The 15250-nt window shown below is 62.6% G+C and carries 16 protein-coding genes; 11 read left to right on the top strand and 5 right to left on the bottom strand.

Annotated features, from left to right (window positions below; genetic code table 11):
* The first annotated feature begins 188 nt into the window (after positions 1-188).
* On the top strand, positions 189-842 hold the full coding sequence (gene yihA, locus ACIN8IBEIGE_RS07125) for a ribosome biogenesis GTP-binding protein YihA/YsxC (protein ID WP_160014038.1): 654 nt from the start codon (positions 189-191) through the stop codon (positions 840-842).
* Positions 843-1135: 293 nt separating this feature from the next.
* Here yihA and polA read toward each other — a convergent pair whose 3' ends face one another.
* Positions 1136-3979, bottom strand: a complete 2844-nt coding sequence (polA, locus tag ACIN8IBEIGE_RS07120; protein ID WP_160014037.1) for a DNA polymerase I — start codon at positions 3977-3979, stop codon at positions 1136-1138.
* A gap of 217 nt (positions 3980-4196) precedes the next feature.
* On the opposite strand from polA, the gene ACIN8IBEIGE_RS07115 reads away from it, so the two are divergent.
* Both ACIN8IBEIGE_RS07115 and ACIN8IBEIGE_RS07110 read left to right on the top strand, forming a co-directional pair.
* Complete coding sequence (locus ACIN8IBEIGE_RS07115; RefSeq protein ID WP_090254419.1) at positions 4197-4481, top strand: DUF2782 domain-containing protein; 285 nt, start codon at positions 4197-4199, stop codon at positions 4479-4481.
* 15 nt (positions 4482-4496) lie between these two features.
* Positions 4497-5447 (top strand): homoserine kinase, encoded by a 951-nt coding sequence (locus tag ACIN8IBEIGE_RS07110; RefSeq protein WP_160014036.1) that lies wholly within the window; start codon positions 4497-4499, stop codon positions 5445-5447.
* Positions 5448-5523: 76 nt separating this feature from the next.
* Here ACIN8IBEIGE_RS07110 and ACIN8IBEIGE_RS07105 read toward each other — a convergent pair whose 3' ends face one another.
* A complete protein-coding gene (locus ACIN8IBEIGE_RS07105; protein WP_372240004.1) occupies positions 5524-6441 on the bottom strand; it encodes a zinc ABC transporter substrate-binding protein in 918 nt (305 codons plus the stop codon).
* An 87-nt stretch (positions 6442-6528) separates the two neighbouring features.
* On the opposite strand from ACIN8IBEIGE_RS07105, the gene ACIN8IBEIGE_RS07100 reads away from it, so the two are divergent.
* From ACIN8IBEIGE_RS07100 to ACIN8IBEIGE_RS07070, 7 genes are all read left to right on the top strand, one after another.
* Positions 6529-7014, top strand: a complete 486-nt coding sequence (locus ACIN8IBEIGE_RS07100) for a Fur family transcriptional regulator (RefSeq protein ID WP_160014034.1) — start codon at positions 6529-6531, stop codon at positions 7012-7014.
* Positions 7011-7817 (top strand): zinc ABC transporter ATP-binding protein ZnuC, encoded by an 807-nt coding sequence (gene znuC, locus ACIN8IBEIGE_RS07095; RefSeq protein WP_160014033.1) that lies wholly within the window; start codon positions 7011-7013, stop codon positions 7815-7817. Before ACIN8IBEIGE_RS07100 ends, znuC begins: the two co-directional genes overlap by 4 nt.
* Entirely contained in the window at positions 7810-8598 is a 789-nt protein-coding gene (gene znuB, locus ACIN8IBEIGE_RS07090) for a zinc ABC transporter permease subunit ZnuB (RefSeq protein WP_090378972.1), read from the top strand. The genes znuC and znuB overlap by 8 nt, the downstream gene beginning before the upstream one ends.
* Before the next feature lie 68 nt (positions 8599-8666).
* On the top strand, positions 8667-9518 hold the full coding sequence (locus tag ACIN8IBEIGE_RS07085) for a PA5502 family lipoprotein (RefSeq protein ID WP_160014032.1): 852 nt from the start codon (positions 8667-8669) through the stop codon (positions 9516-9518).
* A gap of 201 nt (positions 9519-9719) precedes the next feature.
* A complete protein-coding gene (locus tag ACIN8IBEIGE_RS07080) occupies positions 9720-10727 on the top strand; it encodes a methionine ABC transporter ATP-binding protein (RefSeq protein WP_160014031.1) in 1008 nt (335 codons plus the stop codon).
* Positions 10727-11404 (top strand): methionine ABC transporter permease, encoded by a 678-nt coding sequence (locus tag ACIN8IBEIGE_RS07075; RefSeq protein ID WP_090254404.1) that lies wholly within the window; start codon positions 10727-10729, stop codon positions 11402-11404. Before ACIN8IBEIGE_RS07080 ends, ACIN8IBEIGE_RS07075 begins: the two co-directional genes overlap by 1 nt.
* 49 nt (positions 11405-11453) lie before the next feature.
* On the top strand, positions 11454-12224 hold the full coding sequence (locus tag ACIN8IBEIGE_RS07070) for a MetQ/NlpA family ABC transporter substrate-binding protein (protein ID WP_160014030.1): 771 nt from the start codon (positions 11454-11456) through the stop codon (positions 12222-12224).
* A 55-nt stretch (positions 12225-12279) separates the two neighbouring features.
* On the opposite strand, the gene ACIN8IBEIGE_RS07065 is transcribed toward ACIN8IBEIGE_RS07070, so the two are convergent.
* The gene (locus tag ACIN8IBEIGE_RS07065) at positions 12280-13149 is read right to left on the bottom strand and encodes a LysR substrate-binding domain-containing protein (protein WP_160014029.1); all 870 of its coding nucleotides are present in this window, start codon (positions 13147-13149) and stop codon (positions 12280-12282) included.
* 110 nt (positions 13150-13259) lie between these two features.
* Between ACIN8IBEIGE_RS07065 and ACIN8IBEIGE_RS07060 the strand changes: the two genes are divergently transcribed.
* Complete coding sequence (locus tag ACIN8IBEIGE_RS07060; protein ID WP_160014028.1) at positions 13260-13685, top strand: VOC family protein; 426 nt, start codon at positions 13260-13262, stop codon at positions 13683-13685.
* A gap of 4 nt (positions 13686-13689) precedes the next feature.
* Here the strand turns inward: ACIN8IBEIGE_RS07060 and ACIN8IBEIGE_RS07055 are convergent, their stop codons facing one another.
* Complete coding sequence (locus ACIN8IBEIGE_RS07055; protein WP_160014027.1) at positions 13690-14322, bottom strand: SCO family protein; 633 nt, start codon at positions 14320-14322, stop codon at positions 13690-13692.
* 11 nt (positions 14323-14333) lie between these two features.
* Entirely contained in the window at positions 14334-15233 is a 900-nt protein-coding gene (gene cyoE, locus ACIN8IBEIGE_RS07050; protein ID WP_160014026.1) for a heme o synthase, read from the bottom strand.
* Between the last annotated feature and the right edge of the window lie 17 nt (positions 15234-15250).

Below are 15250 nucleotides of genomic sequence, written 5' to 3'. Positions count from 1 at the left end.
GTTCCCGTGGACACTTATCCAACAGCAGGAGAAAGCGCACACAAAATCTGCGCCATTATATACTGGCGCCATTGAAACGGAAACGACGCAGCTTGCCGCGCTATGCGGCAACAGGCAGGCTGCGCGCAAATGTCGCAAGGGCATCGCGCCTGTAACGCCACCCTACGCTCGCCCTCACGGATACCCAGATGCAAGCCAAGAACCCCATTATCGGCCTGTGCCAACAGGCTACTTTCCTTATCAGCGCGGCCAAAGTTGACCAGTGCCCCGAGGATTTCGGCCATGAAGTGGCCTTTGCCGGGCGCTCCAACGCCGGTAAATCCAGCGCCCTGAATACCCTGACCCACGCCAGCCTGGCGCGCACCTCGAAGACGCCGGGGCGCACCCAGCTGCTCAACTTCTTCAAGCTCGACGAAGAGCGCCGCCTGGTCGACCTGCCGGGTTATGGCTACGCCAAGGTGCCGATCCCGTTGAAACTGCACTGGCAGAAGCATCTCGAAGCCTACCTGGGCAGCCGCGAATGTCTGCGTGGGCTGATGCTGATGATGGACATCCGCAAGCCGCTGACCGAGTTCGATATCCTCATGCTGGATTGGTCGGTTGCCAGCGAAATGCCCATGCATATCCTGTTGACCAAGGCCGATAAGCTGGCTTTTGGCGCAGCGAAGAACACTTTGCTCAAGGTGCGTCAGGATATTCACAAGGGCTGGGGGGATCGCGTCAGCATCCAGCTGTTCTCTGCGCCCAAGCGCATTGGTATCGAAGAGGCTCAGGAAGTGCTGGCGCAATGGATGCAACTGGGCGAGTTTGCCCTGCCAGATGACGAAGAAGTCGACGCCTGATTAGAGCGCTCGCTGGCTGGCAGCCATAAAAAAACCCCGAAACTTCTTATGGGGGAGGGAAGTTTCGGGGTTCAACATCTGAACCGCTAGGGCGGGGTCCAGAATCTGCCAACACTTAACACAACAAAGGAGCATCGAATGGTTGTCTAGGCCATTCGTAAGCTCTGAGTAGGTAGGCAGACGCAAAGTTCAGACGCTAGCTGTAATTAATTAGTTATAAGCAAGCTCGTATTGATACTCATACGCCTTTAGCGCCCGTCACTCGGGCGCTGCAGCGATGCTGCGACCCGACATCAATGGGCCTCATCCCAATTATCGCCCACACCGACCTCAACCAGCAGCGGTACATCTAGCGTGGCGGCATTGCCCATCAGCGGCCTGATCTGCTCACTGACCTGCGCGAGCAGATCCTCACGCACTTCCAGCACCAGTTCGTCGTGCACCTGCAGGATGACCTTGGCATCCAGGCCGGATTCACTTAGCCAGTTGTTCACGGTGACCATCGCACGCTTGATGATGTCCGCCGCCGTACCCTGCATCGGCGCGTTGATCGCGGTGCGCTCGGCGCCTTTGCGCAGCGCCTGGTTCTTCGCATGGATATCCGGCAAGTACAGACGACGGCCGAACAGGGTTTCGACAAAGCCCTGCTCGGACGCCTGCTCGCGGGTGCGCTCCATATAGGCCAGTACGCCGGGATAGCGGGCGAAATACACATCGATATAGGCCTGCGCCTGCTTGCGGTCGCAGCCGATCTGCTTGGCCAGACCGAAGGCGCTCATGCCGTAGATCAGACCGAAATTGATCGCCTTGGCGCTGCGCCGCTGATCACTGGTAACCGCCTCCAAAGGCACGCCGAACACCTCGGCAGCAGTGGCCTTGTGCACATCGCGGCCATGGCGGAAAGCGTCCAGCAGGCTCTCGTCCTTGGCCAGGTGAGCCATGATGCGCAGCTCGATCTGCGAATAGTCCGCCGCCAGCAGCTTGTAACCCTTGGGTGCAACGAAGGCCTGGCGAATCCGCCGCCCCTCGGCGGTGCGGATCGGGATGTTCTGCAGGTTCGGGTCGGTGGACGACAAGCGCCCGGTCGCCGCCACCGCCTGGTGATAGCTGGTGTGGATACGCCCGGTGCGCGGGTTGATCTGCTCCGGTAAACGGTCGGTGTAGGTGCTTTTCAGTTTGCTCAGGGAGCGATACTGCATCAGCACCTTGGGCAGCTCGAAATCCTGCTCAGCCAGTTCGGCCAGCACCGCTTCGGCGGTGGATGCCTGGCCCTTGGCGGTCTTGCTGAGCACCGGCAAACCCAGTTTCTCGTAGAGAATCACACCCAACTGCTTGGGTGAGGCTAGGTTGAACTCCTCACCGGCAATCTCGAAAGCCTGGCGCTCCAGCGCCACCAGCTTCTCACCCAGTTCGTTGCTTTGCAGACCCAACAAGTTGGCGTCGACCAGCGCGCCCTGACGCTCGATGCGCGCCAGCACCGGCACCAGCGGCATTTCGATTTCCTGCAGCACCTTGGCCAGGCTCGGCTCGGCCGACAGCTTGGCCCACAGGTGCTGGTGCAGACGCAGGGTCACGTCGGCATCTTCGGCGGCATAGGGTGCAGCCTGGGCCAGATCAATCTGGTCGAAGGTCAGCTGCTTGGCGCCTTTGCCGGCGATGTCCTCAAAACGAATATTGCTGTGATCCAGGTACTTGAGCGCCAGGCTGTCCATATCATGACGGGTGGCGGTGGAATCCAGTACGTAGGATTCGAGCATGGTGTCAAAGGCCACGCCTTGCACCGCAATCGGTGTCGAGGCATTGGCGAGGATATTGATGTCGTACTTGGCGTGCTGACCAACCTTGGCCTTGTTCGGGTCTTCCAGAATCGGCTTGAGCGCCTTGAGCACCGCGTCGCGATCGAGCTGGGTCGGCACACCCATATAAGAATGCGCGACCGGGATATACGCCGCTTCGCCAGCCTTGACCGCAAAGGACAGGCCGACCAGTTGAGCCTGCTGGGCGTCCAGACCGGTGGTTTCGGTGTCGAAGGCGATCAGCTCGGCATTGCGCAGCTTCTCCAGCCACTGGTCGAACTGCGCCTGCTCCAGAATGCACGTGTAATCGCCCAAGGCGGCCGGCGCGGGCTGTTCGGCAACGGATGTTTCGACTGCCGCCGCTGCAGCGGCCGGTGTTGCAACATTGACAGCACTGGCGCTGGGGGCCAGGGCAAACAGGTCGTCCGCCGCCGCGACTGACGCTTTGGCTGCTGGAACCGGGTTGCTGCGCAGTAACTCATCGCGCCAGGTCTTGAATTCCAGCTCGGCATACAGCTCCATCAGGGCCGGCACATCCATCTCGCCCGGGTGCAGCGAGTCGATGGCGATATTCAGCGGCACATCCAGCTTGATGGTCGCCAGCGCGTAGGACAGGTAGGCCATGTCCTTGTGCTCGGCGAGTTTGGCCGGCAGGGTCTTGGCACCGCGGATCGGCAGCTCCGGCACCTTATCGAGGTTGGCGTAGAGCACATCGAGGCCACCACCAACACCTACCAGCAAGCCCAGCGCGGTCTTTTCACCCACGCCCGGCACGCCGGGAATGTTGTCGACCTTGTCGCCCATCAACGCCAGGTAATCGATGATCAGCTCAGGACCGACACCGAATTTCGCTTTCACGCCATCGATGTCATAGACGCTACCGGTCATGGTGTTGACCAGCGTAACGTGCGGGCAAACCAGCTGGGCCATGTCCTTGTCGCCGGTGGAGATCACCACGTCGCGGCCCTCGGCGGCGCACTGACGGGCCAGGGTGCCGATTACGTCATCGGCCTCAACGCCCTCGACGCACAGCAGCGGGTAGCCCATGGCCCTGACGCTGGCGTGCAGCGGCTCGACCTGGACGCGCAGCTCATCGGGCATCGACGGGCGGTTGGCCTTGTACTCGGCGAACATTTCATCGCGAAAGGTTCCGCCCTTGGCGTCGAACACCACGGCAAACGGGCTTTTCGGGTATTGCTTGCGCAGGCTCTTGAGCATGTTCAGCACGCCCTTGACCGCGCCGGTGGGCAAGCCCTTGGAGGTGGTCAGCGGCGGCAGGGCATGAAAGGCACGGTAAAGGTAAGACGAACCGTCAACCAGAACGAGAGGGGCTTGGCTCATGAGCAGGATCAACCTTTTCGGCGGGGGCGCGGTAACAGGCCGTTTAAAAACGTAAGCGAGGCCGGCAATACCAGGCAAAAACAGGCGAGGAAGCGCAGTTTACGTGCTGTAAATGAGCATTCCGAGCCTGTTTTTAACGCAGGATTGCCAACGCAGGTAGTTTTTCAACAGCCTGTTAGAATGGCCGCACCATTGCAATCAAAGGGACAAGGTTATCATGCGCGCACTCAATCGCCTGTTGCTCGCCAGCCTGCTGGCATTCACCACCCTGGTCGCTCACGCCGAAGATCCGGTTTCGGCCGACCCGGATGTAACCATTCGCCAGGACGGCGACCGCACCATCCATGAATACCGGGTCAACGGTTTTCTCTACGCGGTCAAAGTCATCCCTAAAGGCGGCAAGCCGTACTTTCTGGTACGCGCCGATGGCAGCGATGGCAACTTCGTCCGCTCGGACAGCCCGGATATGTTGATTCCGGCCTGGGAAATTTTCAGCTGGTAAGAAGGCAGTTCTGCAATGTCGGTGTTTACCCCGCTTGAGCGCCACGAGCTCGAGGAGTTTCTCGCCCCCTATGGCCTGGGTCGCTTGCGCGACTTCCAAGGCATTGCTGCGGGCAGCGAGAACAGCAATTTCTTCGTCAGCCTGGAGCAGGGCGAATTCGTTCTGACCCTGATCGAGCGCGGCCCAAGCGCCGACCTGCCGTTCTTTATCGAACTGCTCGACGTGCTGCACGAAGCTGGCCTGCCGGTGCCTTACGCACTGCGCACTGACAGCGGTGAGGCGCTGCGCAGCCTGGCGGAGAAGCCGGCGCTGCTGCAGCCACGCCTGGCCGGCCAGCATGTGCACGAGGCCAACCCGCATCACTGCCAGGAAGTCGGCGCACTGCTGGCGCGCATCCACCTGGCCACCCGTGCACAGGTGCTGCCGCGCAAAAGTGACCGGGGCCTAGACTGGATGCTGGCCGAAGGACCGAGCCTGGCCTTACAGCTGCCCGCTGAACAACTGCCGCTGCTGCGTGATGCGCTGGCGGAAATCCACGCGCTCAAGCCACGGATCCTCGCCTTGCCGCTGGCCAACCTGCATGCCGACCTGTTCCGCGACAACGTGCTGTTCGACGGCAACCATCTGGCCGGAGTGATCGACTTCTACAACGCCTGTTCGGGGCCGATGCTCTATGACCTGGCGATCGCCTTGAACGACTGGTGCTCACAGGATGACGGCAGCCTGGACAGCAAGCGCGCGCAGGCACTGCTCGGTGCCTACGCCGGCTTGCGGCCTTTTACTGCGGCCGAAGCCGAACTGTGGCCGGCCATGCTGCGCGTTGCCTGTGTGCGCTTCTGGCTGTCACGCCTGATCGCCGCCGAGTCCTTCGCCGGCCAGGAAGTGCTGATCCACGACCCGGCGGAATTCCAGCGCCGCCTGGCACAGCGTCAACAGGTTGAGCTGGCGCTGCCATTCGCCTTCTAAGAAGTGCTAATACGTAGCGAAGCCTAACAACTCCAGAAATTCATTGGCGTTGGGCTTCGCTGCTGCGCAGCTCAACCTACAACGCCTCAAGACACCCGGCCAATTCGCCCGCCATATTCTCCAGCAGGGCTTCGTAGCCGTTTGCATCTACTGGCAAAGCGCCGCCCATGGCGTCCAGCTCGGTCAGGGTGACCGGCAGCCCGGCAGCCAGGGTTTGCGCCAGGCGCGGGCGAAACGGCGGCTCGCTGAAGACGCAACTCGGCCCAGCCTGCTGCAAGCGTTCGCGCATGGCGGCCACGTGCTGGGCGCCGGGCTGCACCTCGCCAAGCACACTGAATACCCCGGCGTGCTTAAGGCCATAGGCAGCCTCGAAGTAGTCGTAGGCTTCATGGAAAACGAAGTAGGGCTTGCCAGCCAGGCCGTTCAAGCGACTTTTCAGGCGCTGATCCAGAGCATCCAAACGCACGCCGAATGCCTTGGCATTGGCCTGATAACGCGCGGCATTGGCCGGATCGACTTGCGCCAGGTCGGTGGCGATTTTGCCGGCAATCACCCGAGCATTGGCCGGCAGCAGCCAGAGGTGTGCATCCAGGCTGCCGGGACGGTGGGCATGGTCATGCTGGTCGGCGGCATGCGCATGATCTGCGTGGTCATCCTGATGCTCAGCGCCATCACCAAAATGACGCAAGGACATACCCGGAACATCCTGCACTGCCACACTCGGCTTGCCGCGACCGGCCAGCACACGCGGCAGAAAGCTCTCCAGATCCGCGCCAACCCAATACAGCAGGTCAGCATCGCGCACCCGGCGTACATCGGAGGGACGCAGGGCGTAATGGTGCGGCGATGCGCCCGGCGGCAGCAGCACCTCCGGCTGGCCGACGCCGTCCTGCACGGCAGCGGCAATCAGCTGCAGTGGCTTGATGCTGGTCAGCACGCGCACATCGGCGCGGACCGCAAAACTCAGGGAAACGGTGATCAACAGCAGGCACACAGCCGGAAAAAGACGCAACACGGGGAACACTCAAGCGGGAAGGAACGGGTAATATAATAACGTCTCTCACCTTATTCGTCGTTGCCCATGACCCAAGCCCCGCTGGCCTCACGCCCACACGACCACTCCCACTGCGTCAGCCATGCCCTGGCCGAGGCCGAAGCCATCTGCGCGCGCCAGGGCCTGCGCCTGACCGCCCTGCGCAAACGCGTGCTGGAACTGGTCTGGGCCAGCCACAAGCCGCTGGGGGCCTATGACATCCTCGGCGTGCTGAGCGACGAAGACGGCCGCCGTGCCGCACCGCCCACGGTGTACCGCGCCCTGGATTTCCTCCTGGAAAACGGCCTGGTGCACCGCATCGCCTCGCTCAACGCCTTTGTCGGCTGCAGCCACCCGGAACACGCCCACCAGGGCCAGTTCCTGATCTGCCGAAGCTGCAATGCGGCCATTGAGCTGGAGCAGGCGACGATCAGCGACGCCATTATCAGTAGTGCGGCAGGGGTCGGCTTTGCCGTGGAAAGCCAGACGGTGGAAGTGGTCGGCCTCTGCGCAGGCTGCCAGGAGCAGGCATGAGCGATGCCCTGATCCGCCTCGCCGGGGTGGGCGTGACCTTCGCCGGACAGAACGTGCTGCAGGATGTGCAGCTCAGTGTAAAGCCGGGGGAAATCGTCACCCTTATCGGCCCCAACGGCGCCGGCAAAACCACCCTGGTGCGCGCCGTACTCGGCCTGCTCACACCCGATAGCGGTAGCGTCTGGCGCAAGCCCAAGCTGCGCGTCGGTTACATGCCGCAAAAGCTACACGTGGATGCCACCCTGCCACTCTCGGTGCTGCGCTTTCTGCGCCTGGTGCCGGGCGTCAGCCGCGCGGATGTGCAGGATGCATTGGCCGAAGTGGGCGCCGAACAGGTGATTGATAGCCCACTGCAAAGTATCTCCGGCGGCGAATTGCAGCGCGTGCTGCTGGCCCGGGCCCTGTTGCGCAAGCCGGAACTACTGGTGCTGGATGAGCCGGTGCAAGGCGTCGACGTCGCCGGCCAGGCCGAGCTGTACCGCCTGATCACCCTGCTGCGCGACCGCCACGGCTGCGGCGTGCTGATGGTCTCCCACGACCTGCACCTGGTGATGAGCACCACTGATCAAGTGGTCTGCCTCAACCGCCACGTCTGCTGTTCGGGTCACCCCGAGCAGGTCAGTTTCGACCCGGCCTTTGTCGAGCTGTTCGGCGAAGACGCCAAGAGCCTGGCCGTTTATACCCACCACCATGACCATGAGCACGACCTGCACGGTGCGGTAGTTACTGAAACGCCTGCGGGCCTGAGCATCAAAGGCCCGGTAAAACCGCATATTCACGGAGATGGCTGCAAGCATGGCTGATTTTCTGCTCAACGCCCTGCTCGCCGGCCTCGCCCTGGCGCTGGTTGCCGGCCCTCTGGGTTCCTTTGTGGTGTGGCGGCGCATGGCTTATTTCGGCGACACCCTGTCACATGCCGCGCTACTCGGCGTGGCCCTCGGCCTGATGCTCGACGTCAGCCCGACCCTGGCGGTAACTGTCGGCTGCGTGCTGCTGGCGGTGCTGCTGGTCACCCTGCAAAGCCGCCAGCCGCTGGCCTCCGACACCCTGCTCGGCATCCTCGCCCACAGCACCCTGTCGCTGGGCCTGGTGGTGCTGAGCTTTATGCAGGATGTGCGCATCGACCTGATGGGCTATTTGTTCGGCGATTTGCTGGCGGTCGGCCCAACCGATCTGGCCTGGATCATCGGCGGCAGCGCCCTGGTGCTGGTGTTGCTGGCACTGCTGTGGCGGCCGTTGCTGGCGATTACCGTGCACGAGGAACTGGCCAAGGTCGAAGGCCTTCCGGTGGCGGCAATTCGCCTGAGCCTGATGCTGCTGATCGCCGTCGTGATCGCCGTGGCGATGAAGATTGTCGGCGTGCTGTTGATCACCTCGCTGCTGATCATTCCCGCCGCTGCCGCCCAGCGCCACGCGCGCACGCCTGAGCAAATGGCCTTCGGCGCCAGCCTGCTGGGCATCGTCGCGGTGTGCGGTGGGCTAAGTCTGTCGTGGTTTCAGGACACACCGGCCGGCCCCTCCATCGTGGTCAGCGCTGCGGCGTTGTTTCTACTGAGCTTTGCCTTGCCACGGCGCACCGCCTGAAAGATTGGTGATGCCTCCGGGCACAGTGTAAACTTGCGCGTTTTTTGCACAATTCGAGACGCGCAGTCATGAAATCGTTCGTTTTCCGTGGATTTGCCCTGAGCCTGGTTCTGTTGCTGGCCGGCTGCCAGAGCGCGCCGCAACCGGCCAACCTGCCGGTGGATGACCTGGTCAGCGCCTTTCGCCAGCTCGACCAGAGCCTGGCCAGCGGCGACCTGAGCAGCGCCGAAAGCCAGCTTGGCAGCCTGCAGCAACGCGCTGCCGGCGATACCCGCCTGGAGCAATACCAGCGCCAGCTCGCCGAAGCCCATCTGCAACAGGGTCAGAAAGCCCTGCAGGCCGGTGATCTAGATAACGCCACCAAAGCCCTGAGCCGCGCGCGCAGCCTGATGCCGCAGGCACCGGCGCTGACCACTGGCCTGGATGGCGCCATCGCCCAGGCCCGCGAAGCCGAACTGGCCGCCGCCGAACGGCGCCGTCGTGCCGCTGAGCAAGCGGCCACCCAGGCCGAAGCCACCCGTCTGGAACAAGCACGCCAGCTGCGCCTGGCGGCCGAGCGTCAGGCCGCCGCGATTCAGGCCACTCAACTGCCGAATACCCCGCCAGTCGAAGAGTCCGTACCAGCCAAACCGCAGGCCCGGCTGATCGACCCGACCGCCGCCAGCAGCGTGATCGGCATGCCGATGCTCGACAATCAGGACAACGAGCGCTTGCGCAGCCTGCTCGATGGGGTGGCAGCGGATATGATCGCGTTCAATTGCGTGGTGCGCATCGAAGTGCGCCAGGCCAAGGATTTCCCCTGGGTCGCCTCCCTGCTCAATGCACGGATCAAGCGCCTGGACCCGAGTTTCAGCCCGCGCATGAGTCAGGTGATCAAGCCCGCTCAGGTGCCGCAGCTGGTGCTTAGCCCGCAGCGTTAACCACGTTGCACTGCGATCACGACCGGGCTTGCCCGGTCGTTTGCATTGGCGCTGGCTACACTGCCCAGAGCAGTCAGCCAGTTAATGCAATTTAGCTATAACCATAGGTCTACAAAGATTTTTGCGACCTAAACAGCGCCGGGTAGACTAGCCGCCGTTTCGGCCTACCCGGCAGCCCGAAAAACCCAAAAGGTTTATTCCGTGATCAATTTTCACCAGGTCCACAAGGCGTATCGCGTCAGTGGTCAGGACATCCCCGCGTTGCAACCGAGCGATCTGCAGATTGCCCGGGGCGAAGTGTTCGGCATCATCGGCCATTCCGGCGCCGGCAAAAGCACCCTGTTGCGCCTGATCAACCGTCTGGAGCAGCCCTCCGGCGGGCGTATCGAGATTGACAGCGAAGACGTCACCGCGCTCGATGCCACAGGCCTGCGGCGCTTTCGTCAGCAGGTCGGGATGATTTTCCAGCACTTCAATCTGCTGTCATCGAAGACCGTCGCCGACAACGTCGCCCTGCCACTGAAGCTGGCCGGTGAGTTGCCGCGTAGCGCGATCAATGCCCGCGTGACGGAGTTGCTGGCCCGCGTCGGCCTGCAGGATCACGCCAACAAGTACCCGGCGCAGCTTTCCGGCGGACAGAAACAGCGCGTCGGCATTGCCCGCGCCCTGGCCACCGAGCCAAAGATTCTGCTGTGCGACGAGGCCACCAGCGCCCTCGACCCGCAGACCACCGCCTCGGTATTGCAGCTGCTGGCCGAGATCAATCGCGAGATGAACCTGACCATCGTGCTGATCACCCACGAAATGGACGTGATCCGCCGCGTGTGTGACCGCGTGGCCGTCATGGATGCCGGCGTGATCGTCGAATCCGGCCCGGTGGCCGAGGTGTTTCTGCACCCGCAGCACGCCACCACCAAGCGCTTCGTGCAGGAAGCCGAGCAGATCGACGAGAACGAGCAACGCGATGATTTCGCCCATGTGCAGGGCCGTATCCTGCGCCTGACCTTCCAGGGCGAAGCCACCTACGCGCCGCTGCTGGGCACCGTGGCCCGCGAAACCGGGGTGGATTACAGCATCCTCGCCGGGCGCATCGACCGCATCAAGGACACCCCCTACGGCCAGCTGACCCTGGCCCTGACCGGCGGCGACCTCGATGCCGCGCTCGCGCGCTTTGCCGCCGCCGACGTGCATCTGGAGGTGCTGCGCTAATGGAAGCCTTATTGACTCGCCTACTCCCCAATGTCGATTGGGCGGAAATCGGCTACGCCAGCCTGGACACCCTGAGCATGCTCGGCGGCTCCATGTTGTTTACCGTGCTGCTCGGCCTGCCGCTGGGCGTGCTGCTGTTTCTCACCAGCCCGCGGCAGATGTTCGAGCAGAAGGCCTTCTACGGCTTCCTGTCGCTGCTGGTGAATATCCTGCGTTCGGTGCCCTTCGTGATCCTGCTGATCGTGATGATCCCCTTCACGGTGATCGTCACCGGCACCTCGCTGGGCGTCGCCGGGGCCATCCCGCCGCTGGTGGTCGGGGCCACACCGTTCTTCGCGCGCCTGGTGGAAACCGCGCTGCGTGAAGTCGACCGCGGCATCATCGAAGCGACTCAAGCCATGGGTGCCACTACTCGGCAGATCGTGGTCAACGCCCTGCTCCCCGAGGCGCTGCCCGGCATCATCGCCGCGATCACCGTGACCGCGATTACCCTGGTGTCCTACACCGCCATGAGCGGCCTGATTGGCGGCGGCGGCCTCGGCGACCTCGCCGTACGTTACGGCTATCAGCGGTATCAGCCGGACGTGATGGCGGTGACGGTGATCCTGCTGCTGGTGCTGGTACAGATTCTACAAACCGTCGGCGACAAGCTGGTGGTGCACTTTTCTCGCAAATAAACAGCCGGCGACTACCCGTCGCCAACCCCGATCCCACAAGGAGTTAGTCATGAAAAAACTGATCGCCGCAGTCGCTGCCCTGGCCGCGTTCTCCGCCCAGGCCGAAAGCCTGAGCGTCGCCGCCACTGCCGTACCGCACGCAGAAATCCTCGAGTTCGTTAAGCCGGCCCTGGCCAAGGAAGGCGTTGAACTGAACATCAAGGTGTTCACCGACTACGTGCAGCCGAACGTGCAGGTGGCCGAAAAGCGCCTGGACGCCAACTTCTTCCAGCACCAGCCGTACCTGGATGAGTTCAACAAGAGCCGTGGCACCGAGCTGGTCAGCGTGGCCGGCGTGCACGTAGAGCCTTTTGGCGCCTACTCCAGCCAGCACAAAACCCTGGCCGACCTACCACAAGGCGCCAACGTGGTGATCCCCAACGACGCCACCAACGGCGGCCGAGCCCTGTTGCTGCTACAAAAGGCCGGCGTCATCACCCTGAAGCCGGAAGCGGGCATCCTCGCCACACCGAAAGACATCGTCGAAAACCCGAAAGCCATCAAAGTGCGTGAGCTGGAAGCGGCCACTCTGCCGCGCGTGCTAACCCAAGTCGACCTGGCGCTGATCAACACCAACTACGCCCTGGAAGCCAAGCTCAACCCAACCAAGGATGCGCTGGTCATCGAAGGCAGCGACTCGCCGTACGTCAACATCCTGGTGGCGCGTGCGGACAATAAGGACAACGCCGCCCTGCAGAAGCTGGCCAAGGCACTGAACAGCGCCGAAGTGAAGGCCTTTATCGCAGAGAAGTATCAGGGCGCTGTGGTCCCAGCGTTCTAAGACGCCGCGTTAGCCGCATCCTCTACCAAACCCCGCCCAGTGCGGGGTTTGTCGTTTAGGGCCGGGCAGCAGCTTCGCGCAGGCACTCCAGCAGGCAGTCCAAGGCCGGCTGACGCTGAGCGCGGCGCAGCACGGCGACCAGTTCGCGGTGGAAAGTCAGCTCGCCCAGCTCGATCACCCGTAACTGCGTCGGACGCTGCAGCCACAGACCGGCACGCGGAATCAGCGAGACGCCAAGCCCGCACTCGACCATCCGCACGATGGCCTCCAACTCATCCAGTTCCAGCGCTTCCTGCACCGTCAGGCGCTGCTCGCGGAGGAACTGATTGACCCGCCGACCGCCGAACGAACGCCGGTCGTAACGCACGAATGGCTGCTCGGCGAGGATCTGCAACGGGTCATCCGCCGTCACGCTGAGCGGGGTGATCAGCACAAAGGGCTCGCGCGCCAAGCTGATCTGCAGCAGCTCCTTGGGCAATTCGAACGGCGGCTTGATCAGCAGCGCCAGGTCCAGCTCACCGGCATCGATCTGATTCAGCAGATTCAGCGACACGCCCGGCACCAGCTTCAGCTCGACCCGTGGCGCGGCCGCACGAAATCGCGGCAAGGCCTCCGGCAGCAATCCAGTCTGTAGCGTGGCAATCGCACCGACCTTGAGCTCACCCTGCCACTCGGCCGCGCTGGTCGGCAGGGCCATCTGCGCATACAACCCAAGCATCTGCTCCGCCAGCGGCAAAGCATGCCGACCGGCCGCATTGAGCACCGCCGCACGCCCACTGCGCTCGAACAAGCGAACGCCCAGCCCCTGCTCCAGTACGCGCATCTGTGCGCTGACCGCCGACTGAGTCAAGCCAACCTGCTGCCCAGCCGCTGCAAAGGTGCCATGCCGCGCCACCGCCACAAAGGTTTTCAATTCGCGCAGCATCGGCGCCTCGATTGATCAATTTTATTGGTGCTTGCGAGCAAGGATATTCGCTTTTCATCAGTAACGCTGCTGCTGAGAATCCGCAGACCGTAACCTGAAGGATCTCAACCATGGCGCTCGCACCCTTTCACCTGGCAATTCCCGTCTACGACCTGGCTGCCGCACGGCATTTCTATGGCGAGGTGTTCGGCTGTGCCGAAGGCCGCAGCAGCGACCACTGGGTGGATTTCGATTTCTTCGGCCACCAGTTGGTGATCCACCAGGCACCGAAAATGGCGCATCAGGAAGCCGCGCACAGCAACCCGGTGGACGGCCACGACGTGCCGGTGCCGCATTTCGGTGTGGTATTGGGCTGGGAGGATTGGCAAACGCTGGCGGCGCGGCTACAGGCCAAGGGCACGCAGTTTGTGATCGAACCCTATGTGCGCTTCCCCGGCCAGGTTGGCGAGCAGGCCACGCTGTTCCTGCTCGACCCCTGCGGCAACGCCCTAGAGTTCAAGGCGTTCAAGGACATCAGCCAGCTATTTGCCAAATAGCTGCTTAGGGCCGGTCGAGTAGGCCGGGAAGCTGCGCGACCAGCTTGGTGTTGTTGATCGGCGCGCGGATAAAACCGCGCTGCTTGCCGTCTGGGCCAATCAGCACCAGGTTGCCGCTGTGATCGACGGTGTAGTTTTCCTTGCTGGTATCGGCCGGGATAAACGGAATGCTGACGCCATTGGCCAATTTCTGAATGGTTGCCTCTTCGCCGGTCAGGCCGATAAAGCCCGCATCGAAGTAATCCAGGTACTTCTTCAACTGCTCCGGCGTATCACGGTGCGGATCCACCGTAACCAGCACGATGCGCAGTTTGGCCAGGGTTTCCGGCGGCAGCTGGCCTTGCAGTTGGCGCAGTTGGGCAAGGGTGGCCGGGCAGATATCCGGGCAGAAGGTATAGCCGAAGAACAGTAGGCTCCACTGATCCTTGAGCTGATCCACCGCCACGGTCTGGCCATCCTGATTGGTCAGGCTCAGCTCCGGCAAGTTGCGGCTCTGTGGCAGCAGGACGATGCCGGCATCGAGCAGCACGGTGGGGTCACCCTGGCCCTTGCTGGTCAGCACCTTGTTGACGGTCAGGCCCAGTACCAGGGCGACGATGGCAACGAGAACAAAAACGGTGATCTGGGTTCGGCTCATGGCACCAACGATTACAGGTTTAACAGCAGATAGTGATCGACCAGCAGGGCGATAAACAGCGCGAAAAGATACCAGATGCTGTACTTGAAGGTGTTGATTGCCGCATGCGGTTTGCTGTCACGGTACAGCACCACTGCCCAGTGCAGAAAGCGCCCGCCCAGCAGCACGGCGCAAGCCAGATAGAGCAGCCCGCTCATATGGATAGCGTAAGGCAGCAGAGTCACGGCAAACATCACCAGGGTGTACAGCAGGATATGCACCTTGGTGTAGTGCTCGCCGTGGGTCACCGGCAGCATGGGGATATCGGCCTTGGCGTATTCCTCCTTGCGGTGGATGGCCAGGGCCCAGAAGTGCGGCGGCGTCCAGGCGAAGATGATCAGCACCAACAGCAGCGGTTCGGCGCTGATATGCCCGGTAACCGCGACCCAGCCCAGCAGCGGTGGCGCTGCGCCAGCCAGCCCGCCGATGACGATATTCTGCGGCGTAGCACGCTTGAGAAAGCCGGTGTAGAGCACCGCGTAGCCGAGCAGTGAGGCCAGGGTCAGCCAGGCGGCCAGCTCGTTGGTAAAGGTCAGCAGCAAGGCCATGCCGGCCACCGCCAACAGCAAGGCGAAGCCCAGCGCCGCAGTCGGCGACAAGCGCCCAGCCGTCACCGGCCGTTTGTGGGTACGCGCCATGATCGAGTCGATACGCCGATCGACCACATGGTTGACCGCCGCCGCCGCACCGGCGCACAGGCCGATACCCAGGTTGCCAAAGATCAGCACCTGCCAGGCGACCCCGGCACGGGTGGCGAGAAACATGCCGACCAGGGAGGTGATCAGCATCAGCACTACCACCCGCGGTTTGGTCAGCTCCAGATAATCGCGCCACGTGGCGTGGGCTTGCTGTACGCGCACTAGAGTAGCCATAAGGTCTCTCCTCGATT

Source organism: Pseudomonas sp. 8BK (assembly GCF_902506475.1).
Classification (GTDB): Bacteria; Pseudomonadota; Gammaproteobacteria; order Pseudomonadales; family Pseudomonadaceae; genus Aquipseudomonas; species Aquipseudomonas anguilliseptica.
The sequence above is the reverse complement of the archived record's forward strand: the minus strand, read 5'-3'. Positions and strand labels throughout refer to the sequence as shown.

Bases quoted from the DNA above. Each gene is read 5' to 3' on its own strand.
- ACIN8IBEIGE_RS07075 (WP_090254404.1), top strand. From the start codon at position 10,727: ATGGAAGCCTTATTGACTCGCCTACTCCCCAATGTCGATTGGGCGGAA.
- ACIN8IBEIGE_RS07055 (WP_160014027.1), bottom strand. From the start codon at position 14,322: ATGAGCCGAACCCAGATCACCGTTTTTGTTCTCGTTGCCATCGTCGCC.
- znuB (WP_090378972.1), top strand. From the start codon at position 7,810: ATGGCTGATTTTCTGCTCAACGCCCTGCTCGCCGGCCTCGCCCTGGCG.
- yihA (WP_160014038.1), top strand. From the start codon at position 189: ATGCAAGCCAAGAACCCCATTATCGGCCTGTGCCAACAGGCTACTTTC.
- ACIN8IBEIGE_RS07085 (WP_160014032.1), top strand. From the start codon at position 8,667: ATGAAATCGTTCGTTTTCCGTGGATTTGCCCTGAGCCTGGTTCTGTTG.
- ACIN8IBEIGE_RS07070 (WP_160014030.1), top strand. From the start codon at position 11,454: ATGAAAAAACTGATCGCCGCAGTCGCTGCCCTGGCCGCGTTCTCCGCC.
- ACIN8IBEIGE_RS07110 (WP_160014036.1), top strand. From the start codon at position 4,497: ATGTCGGTGTTTACCCCGCTTGAGCGCCACGAGCTCGAGGAGTTTCTC.
- ACIN8IBEIGE_RS07060 (WP_160014028.1), top strand. From the start codon at position 13,260: ATGGCGCTCGCACCCTTTCACCTGGCAATTCCCGTCTACGACCTGGCT.
- ACIN8IBEIGE_RS07115 (WP_090254419.1), top strand. From the start codon at position 4,197: ATGCGCGCACTCAATCGCCTGTTGCTCGCCAGCCTGCTGGCATTCACC.
- ACIN8IBEIGE_RS07065 (WP_160014029.1), bottom strand. From the start codon at position 13,149: ATGCTGCGCGAATTGAAAACCTTTGTGGCGGTGGCGCGGCATGGCACC.
- znuC (WP_160014033.1), top strand. From the start codon at position 7,011: ATGAGCGATGCCCTGATCCGCCTCGCCGGGGTGGGCGTGACCTTCGCC.
- cyoE (WP_160014026.1), bottom strand. From the start codon at position 15,233: ATGGCTACTCTAGTGCGCGTACAGCAAGCCCACGCCACGTGGCGCGAT.
- ACIN8IBEIGE_RS07100 (WP_160014034.1), top strand. From the start codon at position 6,529: ATGACCCAAGCCCCGCTGGCCTCACGCCCACACGACCACTCCCACTGC.
- polA (WP_160014037.1), bottom strand. From the start codon at position 3,979: ATGAGCCAAGCCCCTCTCGTTCTGGTTGACGGTTCGTCTTACCTTTAC.